Below are 24,585 nucleotides of genomic sequence, written 5' to 3' on the forward strand. Positions count from 1 at the left end.
ACTTCCTTCTTATCTTTTACTACTTCCCTTACTTTTGCTTATAAGCAACTAGAGAGATTCTACTTCTCTCTTAATGATTACTTTTCCCAACGTGATGTAAGCATTTTCTTTCTTGTATAAAACTCAACGCCGTCAGTACCATTCGCATGAAGATCACCGTAGAAAGAGTCTTTCCAGCCAGAGAATGGGAAGAATGCCATTGGCGCCGGAACCCCAACATTCACACCTAACATACCTGATTCAATTGTTTCACGGAATTGACGTACACTTGCCCCGCTATCTGTATAAATGCAAGCTCCATTTGCAAAACGAGACTCATTTGCAATTTCAATCGCTTCATCTAATGATTTCACACGAACAATCGATAAAACAGGAGCAAAAATCTCATCTTGCCAGATTTTCATTTCTTTTGTAACATGGTCAAAAATTGTTGGACCAACGAAGTATCCAGCTCCTTTTACAGCTGTATCTTCTCGTCCATCACGAACTAATGTAGCGCCCTGCTCTACACCTGAATCGATGTAACCAATTGTGCGCTCTTTATGGTTATCACGAATAACTGGTCCTAAAAATACATCTTTATCAAGACCATTTCCGATGACAATTTTGTTCGCTTCTTCTACTAATTTTCCAACTAATTGATCTGCAATTTCTTCTTCTACTGTTACAACAGAAGCAGCCATACAACGCTCACCGGCTGAACCGAATGCAGCACTAATAATTTGCTTTGTTGCTAGTTCAAGATTCGCATCACTTAATACAATGGAATGGTTTTTCGCACCCGCTAATGCTTGCACACGTTTTAAGTTTTCTGTTCCTTTTTTGTATACATATTCTGCAACTGGCTGGGAACCTACGAATGAAATTGCCTTCACTAATTTGTGTTCAAGAAGACCGTTTACTACATCATGAGCGCCATTTACGATATTTAAAACGCCTTTTGGCAAGCCAGCTTCTTCAGCTAGTTCCACTAATTTTGCTGCTAGAAGTGGTGTACGCTCTGATGGTTTTAACACAAATGTATTACCACAAGCAATCGCAAGTGGGAACATCCAGCATGGAACCATCATTGGGAAGTTAAAAGGTGTAATTCCGCCTATAACACCAATTGGGTAACGATACATACCAGACTCAATACCTGTTGCAATATCAGGTAGCTGTTTTCCCATCATTAATGTAGGAGCACCTGCTGCAAACTCCACGCACTCAATACCGCGAAGAACTTCACCGTAAGCCTCGTTATAGCTTTTTCCGTTTTCAATCGTAATAAGTTTCGCTAACTCTTCCCAGTTATCTACTAGTAATTGTTGATATTTAAATAGAATACGAGCGCGTTTTGGCACAGCAGTTTTAGACCAAGATTTGAACGCTTCATTTGCTGCTAATACAGCTTGTTCAACATCTCCTTTTGTTGAAAGTGGTACCTGGGCGATTACTTCCCCTGTTGCTGGATTATATACATCTTCCATCTTAGTTGAAATAGATTCTACCCATTCGCCGCCAATGTAGTTTTTTACAATTTGTGCTGTTTGTACTGTCATATTCATTCTCTCCCTTTTATGTAATGTAGAGGCGTCCAATAGGATACGCCCTTACTTGATTATTGATTCATGACGTTTCTATACCAATTCCTCAGCCGTTTCCATGAATGCAGAAATCTCTGCCCTTGTTGGCATTGCATCAGAACAGCTATGTTTAGAAATAACGATCGAAGCAGAAGCGCCACCTAATCGCATCGCTTGAGGAATCTCAAGCCCTTGCATTAGGCCATAAATAAACGCAGAAGCATACGAGTCGCCAGCGCCAAACGTCTTTAACACCTTTGTTTTAAAGATACCGCCGCGGTGAGATTGACCGTCTCTCGTATAAGCGATTGAACCATCCCCGCCGTGTTTAATTACAACGATTTTCGCATGATGAGAAAACCATCTTTCAGCCGTAACTTGGTCATTAGATTGTTCGTAGTTTAATAGTTTTTCCATCATATCGAATTCTTCGCGCGTTCCAATAATGACATCAGATTTTTCAGCCGCTAGATTGTAATACACAGCCGTTTCAGCTTCTGACTGCCATGTATAAGGGCGGTAATCTACATCAAAAAATACAACTACATCATGTTTACGCGCATATTCTAGCGCTAAAAATACCGCCTCGCGAGAAGGGCTTTTTGCTAAAGCTGTTCCTGAAATTAAGAGTGCTTTTGATTGTTTAATATAGTCCTCAGATACCTCTGTTGGATCTAGGTTTAAGTCTGCGACATTGTCGCGGTACATTAAAATACTGCAATCCTCAGGGCTTTTAATTTCTGTAAATGCTAAACCTGTCACTGCACCAGTACGATCGATACATATCTGATCTGTATTAATATTGTTGTCCTTTAGGTACCCCGTAATAAAGCGGCCCATTTGGTCATCAGATACTTTACCAATAAATCCTGTTTGTAAGCCAAGACGTGCAGCACCAATCGCAATATTCGCAGGAGAACCTCCTACATATTTAGTAAACGTTCTTGTTTCTTCCATTGGACGTTGTGTTTCATTGGCATTTAAATCAACGCATAAACGTCCAACTGCAATTAGGTCCAATGGACGATCTTCTTTAAAAATAAGTGGATTCATTATTACTACCTCCCATGCTTTATCGTTTTCCGACAAATTACTCTTTATCCATCTAGAAGTAAGCGCTCTCTTTATTGATTTAATGCAGGCTGTTTATGTTCAATTTGTACAGGTTTTCCTGTTAGTAAGGATTCCTTCGCAGCCTGCGCAATTCGCTCTGCTTGTAATCCATCATTACCACTGCAAATAACAGCTTGTCCTTCTATAACTGACTTTGTAAATTGTGTTACTTCCTCAATGTAAGCTTGCGTGTAGCGCTCTAAGAAGAAATACAGCGGCTTATCTTTTACAATACCTTCTGTTTTTGACACTTGAACTGTTGTCGGGCAGCAATTATCCGCAGCAACCGCGCCTTTTTCACCAAATACTTCAACGCGCTGGTCATATCCATATACAGCTTGGCGGCTATTATCAATTACCCCTAAAGCTCCATTCGCAAATTTTAATGTGACAATTGCTGTATCAACATCATTTACTTCCTGAATGGACGGATCAATTAATGTTGTTCCATATGCAAATACTTCAACAACTTCACTATTCATCACATACCTAGCCATATCAAAATCATGAATCATCATATCCATAAACAATCCACCTGAAGAACGAACATATTCTATACTTGGCGGTTGTGGATCTCTAGACGTAATTTTTAAAATATGTGGGTGTCCCACTTCTCCTTGTTGAATAAGATCATAGACTTTTCTGAAGTTAGGATCGAAACGGCGGTTAAAACCTACTTGAAGTGATACTCCTTGTTCTTTTACTACTTCTAATGCATCTAATGTTTCTTCTACTGAGAAACTAACAGGCTTTTCACAGAAAATATGTTTTTTCGCAAGAGCCGCTTCTTTAATAATTTGCGCATGTGTATTTGTTGGTGAACAAATAAATACAGCATCAATTTCTGGATCTGCTAATAAATCCTGATAGTTTGTAGTCAGAGTGGAAATCCCTTTATCCTCGGCCCACTTTTCTAGATGACTAATCGCTACATCTGAAACCGCTTTAATTTTTACTTGTGGCATAAGCTGCAAATTATCAACATGCAGTTTCCCAATTCGTCCAGCACCAATAATCCCAATCTTTAAAACGTTCATATGATTTCTCCCTCTATATTAAAATTTAAGAAACGAAATGAAAGTCTATAGGGTTTAGCGTATCAAATCAGTTAAGCGCTTTCCCTATTTTTCTTCATTATACACACTTGATTCTAAATTGAAAACATTTTTATTTTTTTGAATACTTTTCTTTACATCTGAATTTTACATTCCCTCAATATACGTATTACATAAAAATAAAAATTAATAATTAGAAATACACACTCTAAAAAGCTACAAATATATTCTTTTAAAATACTGATATAACAAAGAAAACAAAGCCCTTCAAAGTCTAAACTCCTATCTATAAGGTATTTCTTTGTTTTCATATTCACCATTATTTTATTGTCCGATAAGTAAATAGAATGCCCCTATAAAAGAAAGTTGTAAATTGTCAAAAAATTTAATTGACGACCTCATAATGTAAGCGTATACTTTTTTTATCAAAAAGAATTAAGCGCTTAACCAAAAAATAACTTATCGGTGGTGGGAGAATGAACGCTATTAGTTCAAACAAAACATTTATGGACAGGATTGGAATCCCTTCTAATTTAACTTGGGGATACATAGGGATTATTGTTTTTATGATTGGGGACGGTTTAGAACAGGGATGGTTATCCCCTTATCTCGTTGAAAAAGGATTAACGCTAGAACACGCTGCTTTCCTGTTTACTATTTACGGAATTACTGTATCTGCTTCTTCTTGGTTTTCGGGGGTATTTGTACAAATGTGGGGACCAAGAAAAGTCATGACGTTTGGTTTAGTATCATTCATTTTAGGTTCAATCGGGTTCATAGGTATAGGAATTCAACATATGAATTATCCCGTAATATTAATTTGCTATGCCCTACGAGGGTTCGGTTATCCTTTATTTGCTTATTCTTTTCTAGTTTGGGTATCTTACAGTACTCCTCAACAAATGCTTTCAAGAGCAGTTGGCTGGTTCTGGTTCGTATTCCAGCTGGGGCTTAGTGTTATAGGAGCCTTTTATTCTAGCTATATGGTTCCTAAAATCGGAGAAATCGCTACATTATGGAGTGCTTTAATTTTTGTTGTCGTCGGTGGATTATTCTCAATTGTTGTAAATAAGGACAGGTTTAAAGCACAAACCGTAAGCGCTAACAAATCAAGTGAATTACTAAAAGGCATTACCATCGCATTTGAAAATCCTAAAGTTGGTATAGGTGGTATTGTAAAAATTATAAACTCGGCCGCTCAGTTTGGATTTGTTGTTTTCCTACCTACCTATATGATGAAATATAATTTTACGATGACTGAATGGCTTCAAATTTGGGGTACTCTATTCTTTGTAAATATGGTGTTTAATATTATTTTTGGTATTGTTGGAGACAAGTTTGGTTGGGTAAATACAATTAAATGGTTCGGAGGAGTCGGTTGCGGAATTGTAACTCTTGCACTCTATTATGTACCACAAATGGTAGGACATAATTATTGGGCAATATTATTTGTTGCCTGTTGCTACGGAGCAACACTCGCCGGTTATGTACCTCTTACAGCATTAGTCCCATCTTTATCTCCTGAAAATAAAGGAGCTGCAATGTCTGTTTTAAATTTAGGTTCAGGATTATCAGCATTTGTTGGACCATTAGTAGTAACTGCCTTCATCGGGCCATTAGGTGTTGGCGGCGTGATGTGGATTTTTGCTGGTTTGTACTTCTTTGGTGCATTTTTAACTCATTTCCTTACTATTCCAAAGGAAAATGAGATGGATCAGGATTTAAATACGAAAAGCGGTGAGCAATTCTCTGTCTAAATCCTATATATAAAAGAAGGTCATCCTAACTATACTTAGTTACGATGACCTTCTTTTGTTACATTCAAATAGACTTGTAAAAAAGTTATCATGTAATATCCTTTACTGAGGATCGCTCTACTAACTGAGGAATAATTGTAATTTTTTGCTTAGCATGCTCCTTCATTTCCATCGTTTTTAGCAGTTGTTCAAACGTACAGGCTGCCATTTGTTTAATTGGCTGCTCAATTGTTGTTAACCCTGGATCTGCAATCTCAGCATAGATTGTATTATCAAATCCGATTATTGATAAATCTTCCGGAATTGAAAGTCCTTGTTTTCTTGCTTCATTCATAAGGCATATAGCAATCAAATCTGTACAAGCAAAAACGGCTGTAGGTCTGTTAGGCAAATGAAGTAACTCTTTACTTGCACGTTTGCTATCTTCCACTGTCGAATAGCAACTAATGATAGCCTCATCATCTAACGAAATCCCTGAATCCGTAAGGGCTTGTTTGAAACCATTCAATCTCCCTAAGCTACTTTTTCTATCCTTCTCCATCATAATCGTTAAAGATGTATGGCCTTTCTGTGTTAGATAACTTCCAGCTAGATAGCCTCCCCTCATATCATCAGTTGTCACAACATGAGTCGTGATGGAAGGATGATCTACAGTGAATAATACAAGTGGCAAATCTCGATTCACGATTTTTTTTACAAGTTTATAATCATTTAACTCCGTTGCAATAATAATGCCATCTACTTGCTTTTTAAATAATAGATCAATGTACTCGTGTTCACGTTTTGTTTGATGGTCTGTACTACATAAAATGAGTGTATACCCTGATTCTCGTGCACTATTTTCAAACGCTCTTGCTACTTCAGCAAAAAATGGGTTTGAGATATCTGGGACAAGTACCCCAATTGTATATGTTTTTTTGCCTGTTAACGCCGCTGCTACACTACTTGGCTGGTAATCTAGTTCATCCATTACCTGATTTACTTTGTTTATTGTTTTTTCACTAATACGCCCAGTTTGATTAATTACCTTGGATACAGTCGCTATTGATACACCTGCTTTTTCCGCAACATCATAAATTGTTGGTTTCACTTTAATTATCCCTTCTTAATCATCTTTTTCTATATTTTATCATAAAAATATTTTGCTTCTTGGTACACAGGAGGAATTTTTTAATGAATTTACCGGAAGAATTCTCCTTCCTCAAGCGTGTGAAGGGCGATAGCCAAACCGTAGGGGGAGATGAATTTCGGTTTGGTATAGCAAAAAACTTTTGATATACTAGCTATCTGAAGTTCTTTGATAGCTTGATATAGGAGGTTTCAGGAAGAAAATAGAGTACGAAAACCAAGCTATTCGGTAACTGCTTAAAATATCAACCGTATACAGAGAGCGTCCCAGCGTTGAACATCTAGATGTAACGCTCAGGGAGTCGAAAGGTTTCTTTCATCGTGGAGCTGAGAAGCTCCCAATTCAAGCTTTGCTAAGTGGCAAGTAGTTCACTAATATCTCTAATAATTACATTCATAAAAATAAAGAAGAGTCCTGTATTAACAGGACTCTTCTTCTATAGTTTCAACATAATTGTTCCTCAATTTATAAGCATAAAGGAGATGGTTTTATACATGATTCCTTAGAAGAAACCGAAAAGAGTTTCTTCTTTGTTAATATAAATTGAAACTAAATTAGATTTTCAAAATATCACCAATCAATTTAATCTCTTCTCCATCAATAACTATCCCATCACCATCTTTACAAGCATAAATCTCCCTACTTTTCAACTCAGAATAATCTTTTAATAAATCTAAATATTTCTCACTTTGTTCCTCGCTCCAATGAGGCATAAAATCAAAATCTACAATACCTAGGGACTTTCTATCCTCTAGTCCTATAATATCCTCGTCTAAAAATTGGGCTGTATCAATACTTTTAGTTGTTATTATACTACCAGCACTAACACCAATCAAAACTCCACCATTTTTCAAATATGATTTTAATGAATGCAATAAATTTCTTTTTCTTAAGGAATATAAAAAGCGGAATGTATTTCCACCAGAAAGATGTATTCCATCATAATTAAATATGTCATTAACCTTTCTTTCATCGTATTCTTTGTCTAAATCAAAATATTTCACATTATTAATTCCTAAATATCTATAATATTTAACTACATAATTAAAATATTTTCCTGTTACATCTGAAGATGCTCGAAGATATGCTAATGAAGGATTTTCTTTATTTAACAACCTTAATAGTTCATAATCCAATTTTCTATCTTCTTGTACTTGATCACTGTATAATACTATTTTTCTCATTAAACTCCCCCCTATTTTCTAGTTAATAACTCATCGATTTTTTCTGAGTTTTTCGATCTTTATCACACAAAAAATAATACCAATTTCTTTATAATCTTTCATATAATGGACTGAATTCTTCCCTTTTCAATTTCTTCAAACTTGCTATAAGAAGATCCTGGTATTTTTTGGAATTTTCATTCTTTTTGAATATACTATTTCATTGGTTAACTCTATTAATTTCCCCCTCATAACCTTTTGCCCATAGACATAAAGAATAATTCCTAAAACGAAATACATTAACAGCTTAATCTTTAACGCATTATTACTTGTTACAGCCAGATTAATAGTGAAAATTATAAGCGCATTACCAAAACCACTAATAACGCTTTATAGATAACAAAAATATTCCCTTATCGTTGTCTTTTTTGAAAAAGCTTATAAATACTAAGTATATATACACTAACCATACACTGGTAAAAACAAAATAAAGTGCAACTTCAATACTATTAGGAAGCCATACAAAAACAAATTCCCATGATACTCCTCTATACAGGACATATGGAATTAAATATATACAGTAACTTATTCCCAGCATGAACAGAAAAGAAAAAACAAGCTTTAACAAACTCTTTTTTCCATTTGTATTTAAATACCTTTGTTTATTTAATATTGCTTTTAATGCTTTTAATGTAAAAAATAATATGCTTAAAACTATTAAAATTGAAATACATATAATTACACTAGCTATTGTATCTGCGCCTTTATTTAAATCTATTATATTTTTATTGTAAGTGCCCTCTTCTAAAATCTTATTAATACCTTGACCTATAAGTTCTACATATTGTGAGTTCGTATTACTTAGTACTGCAACCCCGACTTTATCCTTAGGATTAAATACTATAAATGAAGAATAGTTAGGATTATTCCCGGCATGTGAAATTTGATTTTCACCCTTTGGATAAATGAACCAACCACTAGCATAGAATGATCCATCACTTAATGGTCTAACTGTACGATTGGCCTCTTGAGATTTTCCAACTATGTCTTTATCAAATTTCAAATCATTTAAAGTGCCCAGCTGAATCTTAAGCCACTTAGCCATATCTTGAGCACTGGAGATAATATACCCAGCCGGCTTATTCCCTCTATACACAGGCGCATCATATACATCATTTTTTAAGAATTCGAGTTTATACCCTTTAGCGATATATTCATTAACAATCTCATTTTTATAAAGATAAGTATTATGTAAACCCAATGGCTTTAAGACATTTTCTTCAATATAGCCTTCATAAGATTTCCCTGTCACTTTTTCAATAACCAACCCTAAAACATCATAATTTATAGTTGCATACTGGAAATCCTTACCTGGTTCACTATCTAATTCTATATTAATTAAGGTTTTAACTGTTTCTTCAAGTGCATTATCTTCATTAGAAACTGGTATCTTATCTATCGTTTTAAAAGGTATACCACTTGTTTGATGTAATAATTGTTCTATAGTTATTGAAGCTTCCTTACCTTTATATTTAACTTTTAACCATGGTATATATTTAGTTACTTCATCTTCAAGTTTAATTTGTCCATTTTTTTCTAAATTAAAAATTCCCAAAGCAGTAAATGCTTTACTATTAGATCCTATTTCAAACAGGGATTTAGAAGTAACTGACTTTTTAGCATCTATATCTGAATATCCAAATCCTCTTTGATAAACAGTCTTATCACCTTTAACTAAGGTAACTGCTAGTCCTGGAACCTTACCTTTATCCATATTTTCTTCTATAAACTTTTCTATCTTTAGTTTTGTATCATTTGTTAATAAACTTATCTGCTCAACCTCTTTGTCTAATGCATATCCCTTAAGTGGTAATACAACTATACTGAGAAAAACACTAAGTATAACTAACAAGTATCTTAATTTTTTCATAATAATATACCCCTTGCGTAAATTCTAATTAAACAACGCATCTAAATCTTCTTGTGAAATTTCTACAGCATCAAAATCCGATGGAGTGAACTCCTTGAAATCCTTTTCTATGCACTTATGTAAAATTAGCTTCAAAGTATTCACATAACTTTCAATAAACTTTTGGATCGTTTCATCTTTAAATCTATTTTTACTGTAGATAATATTTATCTTTAGTGCACCATTTACCACCATAGCCTCTATATCCATTAGTGCTGTCAATGAATTATTCTTGTCCCTATTTAACGCAAATTCAATGTTATTTAGATTTAATTGATTCTCATCAATTATATTGTCAAAACCTCCAAGATAATTGAATCTTATATACTTGACTTCTTGTTCTTTAAATTCTCTATTTAAAAACTTAAGAATGCTATAATTAAATCCTTTATGGAATTATTTCCAATACTACGAATAGATTGGTAACAGCCAATCTGTATCCATAATGAATCTCTAATTTTCTTGAATTCTCCCTGAGGCCAGGCGGTTATTTTTTCTAACGGCCTTTCTTGTATGGATTATAAATATTTGCACATACTATTAGCGGAATGGTTGAATCATTGTCATTGAAAATGTTCAGCGCTTCCGCTCCTTAAGAGAACAGTCTACGCAACTGTTCTCTTTCCTATTTCCTTTTTTCACAGATATAATATGACAAGCGTTATTAACTCCGCTAAATTCAATAGCATTGCAACATTTTCAACGTTCCCTCAACAAATTCTCAATATTTTTCATGGACAACAGCACACTTTCTCAACAGTTTTAATATCTTAATATTAGATACTGAAAGGAGATGTTGAAAAATGACTTGGTTCATTATTTTAGGATTTATGCTTATTTTAATAATAAGCGGTTTTCATGCACATAGTATTCATATCATTTTCAAAATAGGTTCAGATACAAAAGCTGTGCCAAGTTGGTCTTTCGTTAATAAAATAAACTTCCAAACATTAAAAGAATTAATAAAAGGACTAAATAAGGATACACTTAAAATCCTTACAATAGGAGAACTTGTTATTCCTTTAAGTTTCTTTAATAGATTATTTAGTAAAACATTAATTTTTCAATTCCTATTCTTTTACTCTCAATACTTAAACTAACGTAATATGAGATGGGTTAAAAAATAACAATCACTACGCGTAGCAAGCCAACAATCGATCGCCTATGATGTGAACCTGAAGAATTAAACAAAAATTTAGCGGCTGTTTCAATGTGAGTCCGGTATTGTACTGGACTCATTCCTTTTAAGTGTACTTTGATTTTTTTTGCGATTGTAATGACCTCTATAATTATCTAATACTATCTTAATCTGTTCCATACCTTCGAATTTTGTAAGATAAATTACTTTTACTTTGTCTTGTTCTGTAATTCCATCTCTTTTTGAAGGAAGGCCTTTAACTTTTTTAAGTAATCGATTTCCATACATAAACATTCATTTTCATCTTTTAATGCCTCTATAGCCTCTTCAATAGCTGCATTATCTAACTTCGATCTTGTATTTGTAATTCCCATAGCTGGATCCCCTTTCTTCTTTTATATAGGAAATCCATGTCTTATAAATCATATATTTCCTTTCATCTACGAACTATTTCAATGAATTCCTTAAGAAAAACGATTCATTTATTTCCTTTGTTTTTAATCTATTTCTAAATATTTCAGATCTACCCATTGAAAAAGACTATATTCATTCCATATTTCTCTCTCCTAAATAAATCGTAGTACATACTATCCCCAACACACTTATAGGTTTTTATATTTTTTAACAAAATCTTCTTACATTTAAATAGGCATACTACTTTATTCTGTCAACTCCATCTATATTGATAAATATAAAAAATCAAATTTATTTGACATTTCAATGACTTATAACAGGAAAATATATACATTAAATAAAACCTGATATATCTTTAATTTGTAAGTTGTAGTTAGTTGGCCAACTTTCCATACAATTTAATAATTTAAAATATGGGGGATCTAACATGAATCAAGTATTAAGGAAAAGTAAGAAAAAAATGATGTATCTAGTTGGTTCACTTCTAATTTCTCTATCAATGTTTTCAACTACTAGTTTTGCAGCTACAGAAGGTGCTGTAAAAAGTGTTACAAATAGTACCTATACTGGGATTGCAGCTGATATAAATCTACCAAAATCAGTTGTTGTTAAAGATGGATATGTGAATTGGTATTTAGGTATTGGAGCATCTAAAGTTGAGGGTGGTATTTCCAAAACACCAAGTGGATATAAAGTATTTCTAAATTCAGGATATAATGAATCAGGTCAAAACAGTAAGTATTGGAACACACAGTTTGATGCGTCAATTAAAGATGGTGATCGAGTGAACCTTAAAATTGTTAATAACGGAAATGGTACGGTTACTATGTATGTAAATGGAAATCCTAGATATGCAAATCAGCCTGTATATGGCTCATTTTCTCAATATGAACCAGTAAAAATGGTTCAAGGAGTCGAAGATACTGGACGTAACTCCTTTAGCCAAGCTAGCTTTTCAAATGTACTTCTAAGAGCAGATACATCTGGGTCTACCTACAAAAGTTGGAACAGTTCAATTTCTTCCTCATTTTCAAGGCACGGTACTTATGGTAACAATTTCACAGTTTATTCTCAAGTACCATTAAGCGCAAGTTTACGCTAGAGGTGTTATTTGAATAATAATGTTTTTGTGAAAAAAGTAGTTGCACTTGCAGCTACTTTTTTTATATAAAGTACATTGTAATAGATATTCACGCCAATATAAATGACATCTTTCAACTTTTTCAAAAAATAAGCTGTTTTTTTAATGTTATGTACAAAAAACGTAGAAATATTTAATTTCTACGTTTTTTATAGGTTAATCAATTCATTTACTATTACAATTCCTCAAATTCATCAATTTCAGCTTTACGCTTTAGAAATAGTTCCATATCCTTATTCTCTCTTTCTATTAAACCAAGAGCATGTGTATTATCCAAGGCTAACTCTTTATATCCCCATATATAATCTATAGTTGTATCTTTAACATGTCTATGTTCTGCACAATACCATTCTAAAGGTTGTAGCGCATCGGATATTTTAAATAGTTCTGCTGGATACCATGATGGCATATTTTCACGTTCTCCTAAGATTAAATATGTTAATTCACCACTTTGTAATTTGCAGATTCCATAAACAATATACTCTTTTTCAATGGTTAAATTAAATGTTTCCTCTGTTACCTTAGATAGGTCATTACCGGTATTATATAAACAAGTTACTTTCATAACATATTCCCCTTATTTATTTTTATCTTTAAACTTAAAATTCAACCATTTCCCCTGCCCCACATCTAATGCTTGATTATAACAAGCATATCGTTTAAAAAGAGATTCATAATATTGCAGAGGTATAGAAACGGATTGAAGTATGAAGGACCAATATAAAAACGAATTAAATTGATATAATATAAACCGCAGAAATCAAATATTTCTACGGTTTTTATGTTTACTTAAGGCTCTTTAAATTATTTTACAACAATATAGAACTTACCAGGCATTTCATTTTGTGCATCTTGAAATATTTTTAAAATTAAATCTGCATAAGGTCCTAACATCTTTTGAGTACTCTTGAAAAATTCCCATTCTATTGTTATAGGAAGACCTATAAACCCAGTTAAACAATCCCACAAAGCATCCGCATTTTCCCCATAAAAACTAGGGAAATCTAATTGTTTTTTTAATGTTTGATGCAATACTTCTTTACTAGTGAATTTTCTTCCATCCAATTTTACTATTTCCATAAATTTAATCCCTCTATTTCCTATTCTACTTCGGTAAACGTTTTATAATGATCCGAAGTCTTATACACTAATCCATCACTAGAATAAATAATTCTATCATTTCCTCCATACCCTGATATATAATTTATATTCGCTTCATCCCAAGTCCTATTTGGAGCACTTGGTAATAAACCTTCATTATTACGGTAAATATAACTTAATATGCAGACGTTTGGTTATGCCTCACTTTTTTATATCATGTTCAAGGTATGCAAGGTGTTCTAGGTCTTAAAAATAAAAAGGATCAAAAAAATGACCCTTTTTATTATTTTAAAACTTAGTCTGTAATGAAAAATTGGGTTTAAAAGCAACTTGTAATAGTTGTTTTTCACTTTCATCGTAAACTTTCAAAGTATTTTCCCAAGTTTTTATTTTATTTACATTAACCACTACAATATCGTAAATAACCGATTTTAAGTTCTCATGCGTCAATTCAAAGCTTACATAATTTTCATGAACAGATATAAATAATTCCAAGGTATATCCTAACGTATCTATCGATTTGTAACTAAATATACTTGCATCAGCATCTATAACCTCATGTTCATTGCAGAAAATCTCTAACAATTCCAATTCATCATAAATAATTCCCATCGCAATGGCTCCTTTTATCCTTAATAAGGGACAACAGGTTACTACATCACCTTTACCATTAGTAATGACCCTAACGTCACGGCCAGTGTACCCCACGCATAATCTTCTGGACCATATGGTCGCTAGCATAGTTAAACAATAATATAAGTATTTAAATAGGTTTACAAAAAGCATGAAACTAAGCTACGAAAATGAATTTTATTAATACGAATTTCTTGTTTTACCTATTAAAATTGAAGTATCTTTTCAATGTATAATGACCTCTTCATAAATCGTGAACGGGGTATAGAAACGATTCAGGTTATGAAAGGAAACTCTAGGAAAATATTCAAATTGATACAATAAAAACCGTAGAAAATAATTATTTCCCACGGTTTTTTATTAGAATTCTCTAATATTAATGGCAAAGTGCGGTTTGAATCTCACTTCTATCGCTTTTTTTTCTTCAGAGCACTGAATATAAAGTATATCATTACGTGTATAGACACGTTCTACGGATTCCATATTAACATCAAATACACATCCTTCATTATAAGAAAGACTTAAATTAAAAAGTCTTCTGGTTCACTCTCGAATAGCTCTAAAAGTTCGTATTCATCATATTTAATATCCACTATTTGTAACCAACCTTTTGCAACGTAAAATATTATTTATTTGTCCTTCTTTGCGGGAACAGCTGTTATTACATCCCCGTTGTCATTAAGTATAACATAACCATCTGCTCTACTATGTTTCCAAGTTCCTGGTTTATCACCCGGAGAACGAGAACCAGTTTTGATAATATCTTCAACCACATTTGGTGTCATACCACGAGGATCAATTTTAGAAAATAGTTCGTTATATTCTTTAGATCCTGGTTTATATCCCTTTTTAGCAGCCATTTCCCGAGCTCTTGAATTAAGTTCTTACTTATCTATTCCTGTTCTTAAGGGCGATTACCTTTATGTTAAAGTTAGTGAAATAGGTACACCGGATTCATATTCAGAAGCTTTAACTATTAATGGTATTAGATATGCAGGAAGTTCTTTAGACGAAGTCAGTTCTTATACTGGTCCATTCGGATCTGAAAAAACATTTAGATTACGTATCAAAGATTCGTACATCTTCTCAAATACACCAAATTCAACAAACACTATAGCTTTTGAAGCTAGAGTTCCTTTCTCAATGCAAGTATTATCTAAAAGCATATCGGTTCATGTAGAATAATTTATAACATTATCATTAAATAAAAAATACATCCTTATAAGGATGTATTTTTTATTTAATAGAAACATAATTTGAACTTACCATTATAGAAAAAGCGGCATCATAAAAATGGTGAACTTAATATTGTTCAAAGTTACTTATACTTATCCCCCAATTAATTGTACAATCTACCCTTTTCATCTACTAAGTTCTTTTACTAAAGAATAGAAACTAAAAAGAAATAGAAATGAATCTTTTTTATTATTTTGTTCATCTTTTTTCGTTTTAGGAGGGCTTTTATCTTATGGCTTGGTAACAATGTGAAGGGAGCCTAAGTTTATAAACCCCTGTAGTTACTACATACTAGCAACAACCTTTTGAATTTTAGGTTACTGTGATGTATAATTACCAAAGAAATCTAAGGAGTTATATATATGGGTAATATAAAAATAATAGCTGAGGTTCTGAGTATTGGGTTACAAATTGGTTTATTTTCAAAAACTGAAATAATTGATTGGGCTGATCAGACAATTGAAGCATTAGATAGCCCTTCTATTGAAATTATAGAAGTTTCTCTATCTAGTAATGATAAGTTGGTTGACATCGTACCTAAATTAAAAAATGTAAAAGGAACGTATGATAAAAAATTACCCGTAAAAATAATACTGGGACTGTTATGGGATAAATTTATTCTAAATGCAGAAAATGTATTGAAAATAAAACCATTTATATCTAATTTGATACATAATAATTGCTGTGATGGATTCAGTTATGTAGATGAACAGCTATATAATTTTAATGAGGAAATAAATTTAGCCGCAGATAATATATATGGGAATCTAGAAGATATTAGTCAAGAATTAAAAAGCTTTTTATCTCCTTATAAAGACTTTAGTAAATACTTTAGTTTTTGGGGATAAAGGGCCAGGAAAGCTGCAAAGCTAGCGTAAAGCGCTAAATTCCCTCAAGGCATCTCAAAAGCTGAACAATTATTTAATATTCCTATACTATTCAACTTACAACAAAATACATCGTAAAATATATTTTACGATGTATTATAAAAGCGAAATCGTCATCAGTTTTCTAATCTATATATTTATGAGGAGCTTTACCATTCACGATAAACTCTTCAATTTTAGTACCGTTCTTTTAATCGAATACTATACGTCTTAAACATACAGTATACAAATCATTACACTTACTTTTCTTCACCGCTTGCTTGCATGGAATTAAACGTCCAATTTAATTTCAATGCATCTCCCTGAAATACATTTTGGTCTTCACCACTATCTACAAATGTGAACATTACATAAAAGGTATCATCATCACCAGGAGCAAGTCCATTTCCTTCTCGATCTACAATACCTTTCTTTACAAGGTCAGGAATACTTCCATTTTCCGTAGCTACCTTTAATTCAGATAATGTAGTAGACCAAATTGGAACCTCATTTTTATCCAAATTCCACAAGAAGTCCACACGGATATGATCACCAAAATCAGCATTTCCATTATCCCCCTTCGCATCGATTACACTGTAATCTGTCAGGAGTTTCACATCTCCTATTGCTAAGGTTCCTTTGTTAACTAATTGAAAACCACGCTCCATTTCATCACCCGGTTTCAGATTGTCGACATTGATAACCACTTCAGGATTTACACTCAAATCTAAAGTACCCGCTGCAAACGTGTTTTGTGATACTTCCTTATCACTAAAATACGCATATGTTCCCCCACCAATTAAAGATAAGCCCAGCGCTGCAGTTATAACACCCATACCAAGTTTTTTCTTTATGCTCATTTCACAAGTCCCCCTATTTTTAAAGTTCAAACTACAATCCTTATTTTCATCCCACAAACAATAATCATTAAGCAACTACCTTGTTCCATAACGAAAGTAAATACTCTTTAAACTAGTCACTTCACGTACCCCAACGACTATTACTTTTAAAATAACCGGTAATGTTACCGTATATCATTACCGGTTATTTGTTAGCCAATCTCATTTCATTTACTATTCATTGTCTGATTGCATTATTTACTCTAGAAGTTTGTCCACTTATTTTTTTGGTTCTAAGCCAATAGAACGTAAGATTTTATCTAATGTCACTGGCCCTACATTTTCTTTCGGTTTCTGATTTTCTTTAGCATCTGGACCCTTTTTCAAGAAGTTTTTCTCGATAAAACGAATATCTGTTTCATCTACAACACCATCTTGATTTATATCTCCATCTTTTACAGATACTGTTCCTTTTCCATACGATAAAGCTGCTATTCTAGCATCTTGAATATCAACCATTTTATCGCCATTTACATCACCTGCAGGGTTATCATCTATGTCAGCTCTAAAGTTTTGTCCTACTAATTCTCCATCCTGCATTTTCCCTATTTTTGTTGTTAATTTACTATTTAAATGACCTGGCATTTCTACGAAAATATCATATTCTTTATCGCTTACTGGAACACTATGAATCTCAAAATGCCCGTTATCATCAATCGTTCCTGTATATTTCTTTCCATCCTTGCCAACTGCGTACACTTTTGCTCCTAGTTTTGTATAGTCTTTCTTACCTAAATAGCCCTCTTCATTCAAGAAAGCTTCCGGACCAATATATCCTGTAACCGTTGAATGTTTCGAAACAATCGCAAAAGATTTATCTTTAAACACAGGAATCTCATTGCTTTCTGTTGCACCAACTTTTGTATAAGAGAACTTATCTACTCCAAATGCAGTTAAATCATTAAAGTATTCATCACTCGTCATCTCGAATGTAACATCTAAAAATGGTGTATCTCCATCTAATCCTTTAAATTCTTTTCCTTCCAATGACGCGCCAACTTTTACCTTGTTTTCCCAAGCTCCTTCTTCACTTACCTTCGGATCTTCTAATTTAAGGTTCAGTCCATGTTGTTTTACATATTCCGTAAGTGCTGGATTTGGTTTCACATCTGTAAATTTAAAGAGCTGCTTGTAATAAGGAATTTCAAATGTACCTGACATAAGCTGTTTTACATTATTGAGATTCAAAGTTAACGTAATTTTTTCACCTAATTTTATTTTATCTTTGTCATAACTTGGAACAGCGTATTCTGTCCCTTCTTTTACAAAGACATAATCTTTATATCCAGTTGCCATATTCCCCGCAGTGGCAAGGTCATATCCAAATAATCTTAAATTTAACGGCTCATTTATTTCCTCTGGAAGTACTCCAAATTTAAAATCACCATTTGCTTGAATTGTATTCAACCAACCTGATGGGAAGGCTGAGTTTTGATAATATACAATTTGATTCGCTTTTTGATCATACTGCAAGCCTTTTGCTTTTAATGCATCTACTGTAGAATCATAAATATTACCATGCACCCATAATGCATGTTGGCCGTCTTCTTCTTTAAACATAGAATCATTTACTTCGTGTATACCAGGTTGTACATCCTTAAATTTCATTTCCGGTATAACATTATCAATGATAATGCTATCGCCTTTTGTATACGATTTTCCTTCCTTATCATATCCAACGAAGTTTAATTCGTAATCTCCATCAGGCAACATAACAGGTTTATCCCCAATTGGATGAGCTGGATCCCCTGTAAATGGAAGTACATACCCTCCCATACCAGAAAACATCATATATTCAACATTCGGTGTTAGACTACTTGCATCAAGTGTACCAACGACTCCTAATGCCTTCCCTGTCTTACGGTCCTTCACAACTGCATCAATAGTTTCAAGAGGACTATTTACTTTAAATGTCAAAGGCGAACTTGGTCTCTCCATAAATGGATGGAATTTCGATGCATCTGTTGCCATTGCATCTCTCAGTAAATCTACAGACGCAATCCCTTTTTCTGTGAATTTAACTGCAAATGGTACTTGATATACTTCTTTTTCATTGCTTTTATTTGAAATATGAATATATCCCTCATATCTACCAAATTCAGCGTTATCTGGAATGATAATTTCAGGGCTAATTTCTTCTGATGTACCAGGAGCTACTTTAATAGAATCTTTTACGTTTAGCTTCACACCATTCTTCGCTGCATCTTGCACACCTACACTTGTAGGTGAAAACTCCACTTCTAATTTAAACTCTTTCCCCTCTGTTTTACTGCTGTTCTTTATTAAGACTTTTCGACTATCTTTAATAGGTCCATTTTCGAGTTGGTTTTTATACCCAAATGCAATAGAACCTGTTTTTTCTTCAATTTCTACTTCTTCATCATCTACAACGTTGGATGTTTTATCGACAACCTCGATAGATGTATCCGCATGAACTGCACGATATGCATCAATTCGTCCTGAGCCCACTTCAAATACAGAACGCTCTTCTTTTAGGTCAACCGCGGTATTCATAAGTGCTTCTTTTACTTCAAATGGACTATAGTTTGGATGTTCTTGTAAAATGAGTGCTGCAACTCCTGCAGTATGAGGAGTTGCCATAGATGTACCTGACATACGTCCATACGCTACCGGATAATTTTCTCCATCCTTTGGATCATTAATATATTCAGGGACAGTTGAGAAAATAGACACACCTGGTGCTACAATATCTGGCTTAATATCATCTGTTTTAGTTGCAGGACCACGGGAGCTAAAATCAGCTAAGTGATCTCCCTCTGTTTTTATATTACTAAGTTCCCCAAACGCTAACGACACATCTCCTTGTACAGCTTTTGCTTGTAATTTCTCACCATCTACTTTTGTTAAGCGGAACGAAGGAATAGATGAAGTACTTTCCCCAAGATAACTTGTAATTTCCCCATCTACATTGTTATATACAATTACTGCCTTTGCACCTGCTTCCTTAGCATTTTTAATTTTTTCATCAAATGTAATCTCACCGCGTTGGATAAGAGCTAACTTCCCTTTCACATCTTTCCCTGTAAAATCACCTGATTTCCCAAGCCCTGTATATACAACCGATAAGGATTGTCCTTTCAAATCTTCAATCTTATCAGTAAAGCTTTTTCCAAGTAGCATCATCTTATCTACATGTACATCACCTGCATCGGCGGAAAACGTTGGGATATTCATTGCAGCGTCACTGGCTCCAACTGTAATTGGAAGTGCCGCTGCACTAGGTGATCCAATGGTACCTTCTCCCGGACCACTATTACCGGCTGCTACTACTGTAACAACACCAGCTAACATCGCATTGTTCACTGCGACAGAGGTAGGATATAACGGATCATTAATAGATGCTCCTAGTGATAAATTAATAACATCCATATCGTCTTTCACTGCTTTATCAATCGCAGCAAGAATACCGCTTGTTTGTCCACTTCCATATGGACCTAATACGCGATATGAATATAAATCTACATCTGGAGCAATGCCCTTCACTGCATAATCCACACTATTCTGTTTGTCTGCAGCAATTGTCCCAGCTACATGCGTACCATGGGATGTATAATATGCACTTCCCTCATAAATCTCAGGATATCCTCCAGAATTTTGCCAATCCTTATACGTTGTCTCCATTGGATCAGCATCATTATTAACAAAGTCCCATCCTTTTATTGAGTTCGGATCTATTTTACTCGGATCTTCACCTTGTTTTGCACGATACCCTTTATATGCATCTTTCAAATCCGGGTGGTTGTAATCAATTCCTGTGTCCAGTACACCTACCTTAATTCCTTTACCTGTTATTTTTTCATCATGCAGCTTGTCCACACCAATTTGCGGTACACTATCTGCCATTTTCGGTTCAACAGCAGTCTTAGCTGTGTCTTTCGGCAAATCAATTTTAACCTCATGATCTTCCCATACGCGCTTAACAATACCGGTACGAACTAAGTCTTCGATCATATTTGCTGGTAAAGAAATCGCTACACCATTAAAAGCATTTTTATATTCTCTTGTTATCTTTGCAGAATTTACAGTTGTCCCTTTCTCTTTATTCTTTTGAAGCTGTTCAAGCTCTGCTTTAAATCCTTTATGTGATGCTTCTACCTTTTGTTCCGCATTTGAAAGAGCTACCTTTTTCCCTTTAGCCGCTTGTTTTAGTACTTCAATTTTGCTAGGTGCTTGCTTAAATTCTATAATCACATTCACATTATCAGGACTTGCTGTATTGATACCTGGCGAAATAACAAAACCTGGTTTTGTATCTAACGTTTTTAAGGCATTACGTTGTTCCTTTGTAAGGCTTTTTAAGATAGCATTTGCATCATCAATTCCAGTTAAAGTAGATGTATTTACCTCTTCCGCTAATACGTTATATGGAATTCCTTGAGACAATAACATTCCAACTGTTAACGTTCCAATAAGAATCTTTCCAAATTTCCCTCGTTTCATATTGCATCTCCCCATTATACATATTATTTTTGAAACAAATTGATTCTTACATTCCTATTTAGCATTGGAAACTCTATTAATCTTAATCTTTTGTATCATGAAAGATTTCCAACACTACTACCATCCCCATACCTCATATAGCTAATCACTCACTTTACTCTTTCTATAAGAGCCCCTATCATTTATTCCCAACAAAAGATTTTCACAAAATGAATTATTAACAATATTAAAATGTAATTCCATTTTTATTATTTCACATTTTGATTATTCTGAAAATTAAACAAAAGGAGTATCTTTTCTGTAAGAATTCTATGCCTACATAGTACAAAAGAACTACCTTGTCCTTTATTCTTTGTGATACAGAATAAAACGACACGATAGTTCTTTGATAGATTTCTTATTTAATCTAGCGGAACCAATTGATTTCGTACTGCATAAATCACTGCTTGCGATCGACTTTTTACATTTAGTTTTTTAAAAATTTTATTGATGTGTATTTTAACTGTTTTATCACTAATATATAAAACTTCAGCAATTTCTTTATTACTAAGTCCTTTTACTAGTTCAAAGAGAATTTCCTTTTCACGTTCCGTCAGTTCATTTTCATTTGATTCTACTTTCATTTTTTGCTGATGATATGTAATTAATTTTTTAGTCATACGCGGATGAATAACTGAATCACCTCGGTATAACATTCGAATTGCTGCTACTACCTGCTCTGATGAGGAATCCTTCAATAAATAACCATCAGCACCGGCCTGAAGTGCATCCATTAAATACTCATCATGTTCATACATTGTAAACACAAGTACTCGGCAATTCGGATAATTTTTCTTCACTAACTCTGTAACTTCAATCCCATTTTTCCCTGGAAGATTAATATCCATCAAAATACAATCTGGTCGACATTTTTCTACTTTTCCCAATACTGCATCCCCAGAGCTAGCTTCTCCAACGACTTTCATATCAGATTCGTCCTCTAGTATGCTCCGAATTGCATCTCGTAAAAAAGCATGATCATCTACTACTAATATTTTAATCATTTTACGCACCCCTTGTTTGTGAATCTGGAATTAACAGTGTAATTTCTGTCCCTTTCCCTACAGAACTATCAATCTGTAAAGTAGCTCCTAATTGGTCAGCTTGTTCATTCATATGTAATATACCATAATGTGGCTCATTCTTTGTTTTAACCATAGACTCAAATAGTGAAAAGCCAACTCCATTATCCTTAACCCTTAAAAGCACGTGCTCACTTTGATAACTGAGTAAAACATCAGCCTTTTTTGCTTGTGCATGTTTTACAATGTTTTGCAAACTCTCTTGTAATGTATCAAATATAACTCTTTCTTTTGAAAAACTAAGCGCACGTGCATGACCTCTTTCATGATAGGTAATGTCTAGTTCATATTCTTGTTTTAAAGATTTTATTTTACTTGCTATTGCCTGCTTAAGACCTAATTGTTCTGTCGGATATGGTTTTAAAGCATAAATTGAATAGCGAACTTCTCCTAGGCTTCCTCTTAAATCTTTTATGCTTTTCTCTACTACTTGCTGCATATCTTTTGATTTATCACGGTATTTTTTCTGCGCGGATTCTAGTTGGAATATCAGCCCGGCTAATGTTTGCGCAATACCATCGTGAATTTCACGGGCGATTCTATTTCTTTCTTCTAAGATCATTCTTTTTTCCTGTTCAGAAATCAATATCCTTGTTTTAACAACGTTAGCTAATTGGTTAGAAAATGTAGCTAACGACTGTACATCCTCCGGAAAGAAACCTGCATTTCTACTTTTCCCTGCAACAAACATTCCGACTAATTCATCATTTACTATAAGAGGAAAATATACAAGTGAGCGTATAACACTATCAAATATTTCATCTCCAGGAGCCGTACCAATTTTCCAATCATTCAATACAAGATTTTTAGAAAGTTCCTCAAACCCCCTTAACTTTTCTGAATCATCAGGTATATCAGCGCAGACTTTCCCATCTTTTAACAGAATATTCCAGTTTTCATCATCTTTTGTCCAAATTACATATGCTTGTATGCCAAAAAAACCTTTAAGTGCTTGTTTAATATGTTTCAAGTTTCCTCCGGTTAATCCTCGACTAATTTCGGTCGTAATAAGAAATAACTCATATAATCGTTCCTTCTCCATCCTTATCCGTACAGAAAAAGAACTAATAACAGAAGTTGCTACAAGTGGAAAAAAGAAAAACAGTACTGTAATCTCGTTTACCTCCACACTATATGTACTAATTAATACGTGCATCAGTGCCGAATAAGAGAAACCAAAAGTTTCGCAAAGAAATACCGTTACAGTTTTTTTATACCACTGATGGATTGAATATGGCTGCGGAAGGAGTATCATTAACAAATCGTAAAAACGATTGTTGAAAAAACAAAAAAACACGCAAAATAATAACAAAGATATTAAATTTTCATACAGAACTGATATATCTATCGTAGTAATGAATAAGGACATACATTTGTTTGAAAACCATTCGGCCAAAATCAAACTTAGTGCATGCTGAGTACTATTAAATAACATTCTTTGTATCGGTGAACGACGATGCAGGTGAATAATTAGCGTTACGAGTACAATAGCAATAATAGTTATATGGATTCCAAACTGCCAATTCATAGCGTAAATGATCGGAAAGGTAAGCGAACTAGTTCCTCTCCAAAATCTTACAGGAAAATACTCTGCGATCCCCATAAATAGTAACAACAATATGAGTATTGTTGGATGAGAAGGGATTTTAATTTCAAGTAAAGATATAGTTATAGTAACCAAACCAAGAAAAGAAATAAAATAAAGATAAGTACTAGCAATCTTTTCTCTCATAAAGATAGAATTTACATCTTTCAAAACAACCCCTTCTTTCTTTATAAAAACTTCATTTTCTCTATTATCCAACAAAAAACCGGCACTGGCAA

The 24,585-nt window shown here is 33.7% G+C and carries 21 protein-coding genes and 2 pseudogenes; 5 read left to right on the forward strand and 18 right to left on the reverse strand.

Features of this window, described 5'->3' with window-relative positions:
• Positions 1-77: 77 nt before the first annotated feature.
• The 3 genes from AC0NJG_RS01985 to iolG all read right to left on the reverse strand — a co-directional run bounded on the left by AC0NJG_RS01985 (position 78) and on the right by iolG (position 3,715).
• A complete protein-coding gene (locus AC0NJG_RS01985; protein ID WP_000218129.1) occupies positions 78-1,541 on the reverse strand; it encodes a CoA-acylating methylmalonate-semialdehyde dehydrogenase in 1,464 nt (487 codons plus the stop codon).
• A 78-nt stretch (positions 1,542-1,619) separates the two neighbouring features.
• Complete coding sequence (gene iolC, locus AC0NJG_RS01990) at positions 1,620-2,618, reverse strand: 5-dehydro-2-deoxygluconokinase (protein WP_087996923.1); 999 nt, start codon at positions 2,616-2,618, stop codon at positions 1,620-1,622.
• Positions 2,619-2,689: 71 nt separating this feature from the next.
• Positions 2,690-3,715 carry an inositol 2-dehydrogenase gene (iolG, locus tag AC0NJG_RS01995; RefSeq protein ID WP_429680576.1) on the reverse strand — a complete coding sequence of 342 codons (1,026 nt, stop codon included), beginning with the start codon at positions 3,713-3,715 and terminating at the stop codon, positions 2,690-2,692.
• A 494-nt stretch (positions 3,716-4,209) separates the two neighbouring features.
• Between iolG and AC0NJG_RS02000 the strand changes: the two genes are divergently transcribed.
• A complete protein-coding gene (locus AC0NJG_RS02000; RefSeq protein ID WP_087996921.1) occupies positions 4,210-5,490 on the forward strand; it encodes an MFS transporter in 1,281 nt (426 codons plus the stop codon).
• Positions 5,491-5,578: 88 nt separating this feature from the next.
• Here AC0NJG_RS02000 and AC0NJG_RS02005 read toward each other — a convergent pair whose 3' ends face one another.
• The 4 genes and pseudogenes from AC0NJG_RS02005 to AC0NJG_RS02020 form a co-directional block, all read right to left on the reverse strand.
• Positions 5,579-6,580: a LacI family DNA-binding transcriptional regulator gene (locus AC0NJG_RS02005; protein ID WP_000805151.1), complete on the reverse strand. Its 1,002-nt coding sequence runs from the start codon at positions 6,578-6,580 to the stop codon at positions 5,579-5,581.
• A 593-nt stretch (positions 6,581-7,173) separates the two neighbouring features.
• Entirely contained in the window at positions 7,174-7,803 is a 630-nt protein-coding gene (locus AC0NJG_RS02010; RefSeq protein WP_087996919.1) for a Type 1 glutamine amidotransferase-like domain-containing protein, read from the reverse strand.
• 358 nt (positions 7,804-8,161) lie between these two features.
• Entirely contained in the window at positions 8,162-9,712 is a 1,551-nt protein-coding gene (locus AC0NJG_RS02015) for a serine hydrolase domain-containing protein (protein ID WP_242268388.1), read from the reverse strand.
• 24 nt (positions 9,713-9,736) lie between these two features.
• Positions 9,737-10,132, reverse strand: a pseudogene (locus AC0NJG_RS02020) (condensation domain-containing protein); the annotation flags it as partial.
• A 422-nt stretch (positions 10,133-10,554) separates the two neighbouring features.
• On the opposite strand from AC0NJG_RS02020, the gene AC0NJG_RS02025 reads away from it, so the two are divergent.
• On the forward strand, positions 10,555-10,851 hold the full coding sequence (locus AC0NJG_RS02025) for a hypothetical protein (protein WP_000219734.1): 297 nt from the start codon (positions 10,555-10,557) through the stop codon (positions 10,849-10,851).
• Positions 10,852-11,098: 247 nt separating this feature from the next.
• On the opposite strand, the gene AC0NJG_RS02030 is transcribed toward AC0NJG_RS02025, so the two are convergent.
• On the reverse strand, positions 11,099-11,263 hold the full coding sequence (locus AC0NJG_RS02030; protein WP_176364554.1) for a hypothetical protein: 165 nt from the start codon (positions 11,261-11,263) through the stop codon (positions 11,099-11,101).
• A gap of 467 nt (positions 11,264-11,730) precedes the next feature.
• Here AC0NJG_RS02030 and AC0NJG_RS02035 point away from each other — a divergent pair, with 467 nt between their 5' ends.
• On the forward strand, positions 11,731-12,405 hold the full coding sequence (locus AC0NJG_RS02035; RefSeq protein WP_097864866.1) for a hypothetical protein: 675 nt from the start codon (positions 11,731-11,733) through the stop codon (positions 12,403-12,405).
• Positions 12,406-12,619: 214 nt separating this feature from the next.
• On the opposite strand, the gene AC0NJG_RS02040 is transcribed toward AC0NJG_RS02035, so the two are convergent.
• The 6 genes and pseudogenes from AC0NJG_RS02040 to AC0NJG_RS02065 form a co-directional block, all read right to left on the reverse strand.
• The gene (locus AC0NJG_RS02040) at positions 12,620-13,009 is read right to left on the reverse strand and encodes a hypothetical protein (protein ID WP_014893722.1); all 390 of its coding nucleotides are present in this window, start codon (positions 13,007-13,009) and stop codon (positions 12,620-12,622) included.
• A gap of 239 nt (positions 13,010-13,248) precedes the next feature.
• Positions 13,249-13,524, reverse strand: a complete 276-nt coding sequence (locus AC0NJG_RS02045; RefSeq protein ID WP_087952261.1) for a barstar family protein — start codon at positions 13,522-13,524, stop codon at positions 13,249-13,251.
• 20 nt (positions 13,525-13,544) lie between these two features.
• Entirely contained in the window at positions 13,545-13,727 is a 183-nt protein-coding gene (locus AC0NJG_RS02050) for a ribonuclease domain-containing protein (protein WP_306299052.1), read from the reverse strand.
• A gap of 106 nt (positions 13,728-13,833) precedes the next feature.
• Positions 13,834-14,157 carry a hypothetical protein gene (locus AC0NJG_RS02055; RefSeq protein WP_087952271.1) on the reverse strand — a complete coding sequence of 108 codons (324 nt, stop codon included), beginning with the start codon at positions 14,155-14,157 and terminating at the stop codon, positions 13,834-13,836.
• A gap of 381 nt (positions 14,158-14,538) precedes the next feature.
• Positions 14,539-14,771 (reverse strand): annotated as a pseudogene (locus tag AC0NJG_RS02060) (hypothetical protein).
• 36 nt (positions 14,772-14,807) lie between these two features.
• Entirely contained in the window at positions 14,808-15,038 is a 231-nt protein-coding gene (locus AC0NJG_RS02065) for a hypothetical protein (protein WP_087952262.1), read from the reverse strand.
• Between AC0NJG_RS02065 and AC0NJG_RS02070 the strand changes: the two genes are divergently transcribed.
• Together AC0NJG_RS02070 and AC0NJG_RS02075 are read left to right on the forward strand one after the other, a co-directional pair.
• The gene (locus AC0NJG_RS02070; RefSeq protein WP_087952272.1) at positions 14,932-15,363 is read left to right on the forward strand and encodes a hypothetical protein; all 432 of its coding nucleotides are present in this window, start codon (positions 14,932-14,934) and stop codon (positions 15,361-15,363) included. The genes AC0NJG_RS02065 and AC0NJG_RS02070 overlap by 107 nt on opposite strands.
• A gap of 413 nt (positions 15,364-15,776) precedes the next feature.
• On the forward strand, positions 15,777-16,262 hold the full coding sequence (locus AC0NJG_RS02075; RefSeq protein WP_474062801.1) for a hypothetical protein: 486 nt from the start codon (positions 15,777-15,779) through the stop codon (positions 16,260-16,262).
• Between the two features lie 278 nt (positions 16,263-16,540).
• On the opposite strand, the gene AC0NJG_RS02080 is transcribed toward AC0NJG_RS02075, so the two are convergent.
• The 4 genes from AC0NJG_RS02080 to AC0NJG_RS02095 form a co-directional block, all read right to left on the reverse strand.
• Entirely contained in the window at positions 16,541-17,140 is a 600-nt protein-coding gene (locus AC0NJG_RS02080) for a CalY family protein (protein ID WP_000023360.1), read from the reverse strand.
• A 258-nt stretch (positions 17,141-17,398) separates the two neighbouring features.
• Positions 17,399-21,640 (reverse strand): S8 family serine peptidase, encoded by a 4,242-nt coding sequence (locus AC0NJG_RS02085; protein WP_087952264.1) that lies wholly within the window; start codon positions 21,638-21,640, stop codon positions 17,399-17,401.
• Positions 21,641-22,041: 401 nt separating this feature from the next.
• Complete coding sequence (locus tag AC0NJG_RS02090) at positions 22,042-22,683, reverse strand: response regulator (RefSeq protein WP_087952265.1); 642 nt, start codon at positions 22,681-22,683, stop codon at positions 22,042-22,044.
• A 1-nt stretch (position 22,684) separates the two neighbouring features.
• Positions 22,685-24,517, reverse strand: a complete 1,833-nt coding sequence (locus tag AC0NJG_RS02095; RefSeq protein WP_474062802.1) for a GAF domain-containing sensor histidine kinase — start codon at positions 24,515-24,517, stop codon at positions 22,685-22,687.
• Between the last annotated feature and the right edge of the window lie 68 nt (positions 24,518-24,585).

It is taken from the genome of Bacillus sp. SSR7 (assembly GCF_055902415.1).

What these genes read in the sequence shown, in the direction of transcription:
- AC0NJG_RS01985 (WP_000218129.1), bottom strand. Translation starts at nt 1,541, where the DNA reads ATGACAGTACAAACAGCACAAATTGTAAAAAACTACATTGGCGGCGAA.
- iolC (WP_087996923.1), bottom strand. Translation starts at nt 2,618, where the DNA reads ATGAATCCACTTATTTTTAAAGAAGATCGTCCATTGGACCTAATTGCA.
- iolG (WP_429680576.1), bottom strand. Translation starts at nt 3,715, where the DNA reads ATGAACGTTTTAAAGATTGGGATTATTGGTGCTGGACGAATTGGGAAA.
- AC0NJG_RS02000 (WP_087996921.1), top strand. Translation starts at nt 4,210, where the DNA reads ATGAACGCTATTAGTTCAAACAAAACATTTATGGACAGGATTGGAATC.
- AC0NJG_RS02010 (WP_087996919.1), bottom strand. Translation starts at nt 7,803, where the DNA reads ATGAGAAAAATAGTATTATACAGTGATCAAGTACAAGAAGATAGAAAA.
- AC0NJG_RS02015 (WP_242268388.1), bottom strand. Translation starts at nt 9,712, where the DNA reads ATGAAAAAATTAAGATACTTGTTAGTTATACTTAGTGTTTTTCTCAGT.
- AC0NJG_RS02025 (WP_000219734.1), top strand. Translation starts at nt 10,555, where the DNA reads ATGACTTGGTTCATTATTTTAGGATTTATGCTTATTTTAATAATAAGC.
- AC0NJG_RS02030 (WP_176364554.1), bottom strand. Translation starts at nt 11,263, where the DNA reads ATGGGAATTACAAATACAAGATCGAAGTTAGATAATGCAGCTATTGAA.
- AC0NJG_RS02035 (WP_097864866.1), top strand. Translation starts at nt 11,731, where the DNA reads ATGAATCAAGTATTAAGGAAAAGTAAGAAAAAAATGATGTATCTAGTT.
- AC0NJG_RS02040 (WP_014893722.1), bottom strand. Translation starts at nt 13,009, where the DNA reads ATGAAAGTAACTTGTTTATATAATACCGGTAATGACCTATCTAAGGTA.
- AC0NJG_RS02045 (WP_087952261.1), bottom strand. Translation starts at nt 13,524, where the DNA reads ATGGAAATAGTAAAATTGGATGGAAGAAAATTCACTAGTAAAGAAGTA.
- AC0NJG_RS02055 (WP_087952271.1), bottom strand. Translation starts at nt 14,157, where the DNA reads ATGGGAATTATTTATGATGAATTGGAATTGTTAGAGATTTTCTGCAAT.
- AC0NJG_RS02065 (WP_087952262.1), bottom strand. Translation starts at nt 15,038, where the DNA reads ATGGCTGCTAAAAAGGGATATAAACCAGGATCTAAAGAATATAACGAA.
- AC0NJG_RS02075 (WP_474062801.1), top strand. Translation starts at nt 15,777, where the DNA reads ATGGGTAATATAAAAATAATAGCTGAGGTTCTGAGTATTGGGTTACAA.
- AC0NJG_RS02080 (WP_000023360.1), bottom strand. Translation starts at nt 17,140, where the DNA reads ATGAGCATAAAGAAAAAACTTGGTATGGGTGTTATAACTGCAGCGCTG.
- AC0NJG_RS02085 (WP_087952264.1), bottom strand. Translation starts at nt 21,640, where the DNA reads ATGAAACGAGGGAAATTTGGAAAGATTCTTATTGGAACGTTAACAGTT.
- AC0NJG_RS02090 (WP_087952265.1), bottom strand. Translation starts at nt 22,683, where the DNA reads ATGATTAAAATATTAGTAGTAGATGATCATGCTTTTTTACGAGATGCA.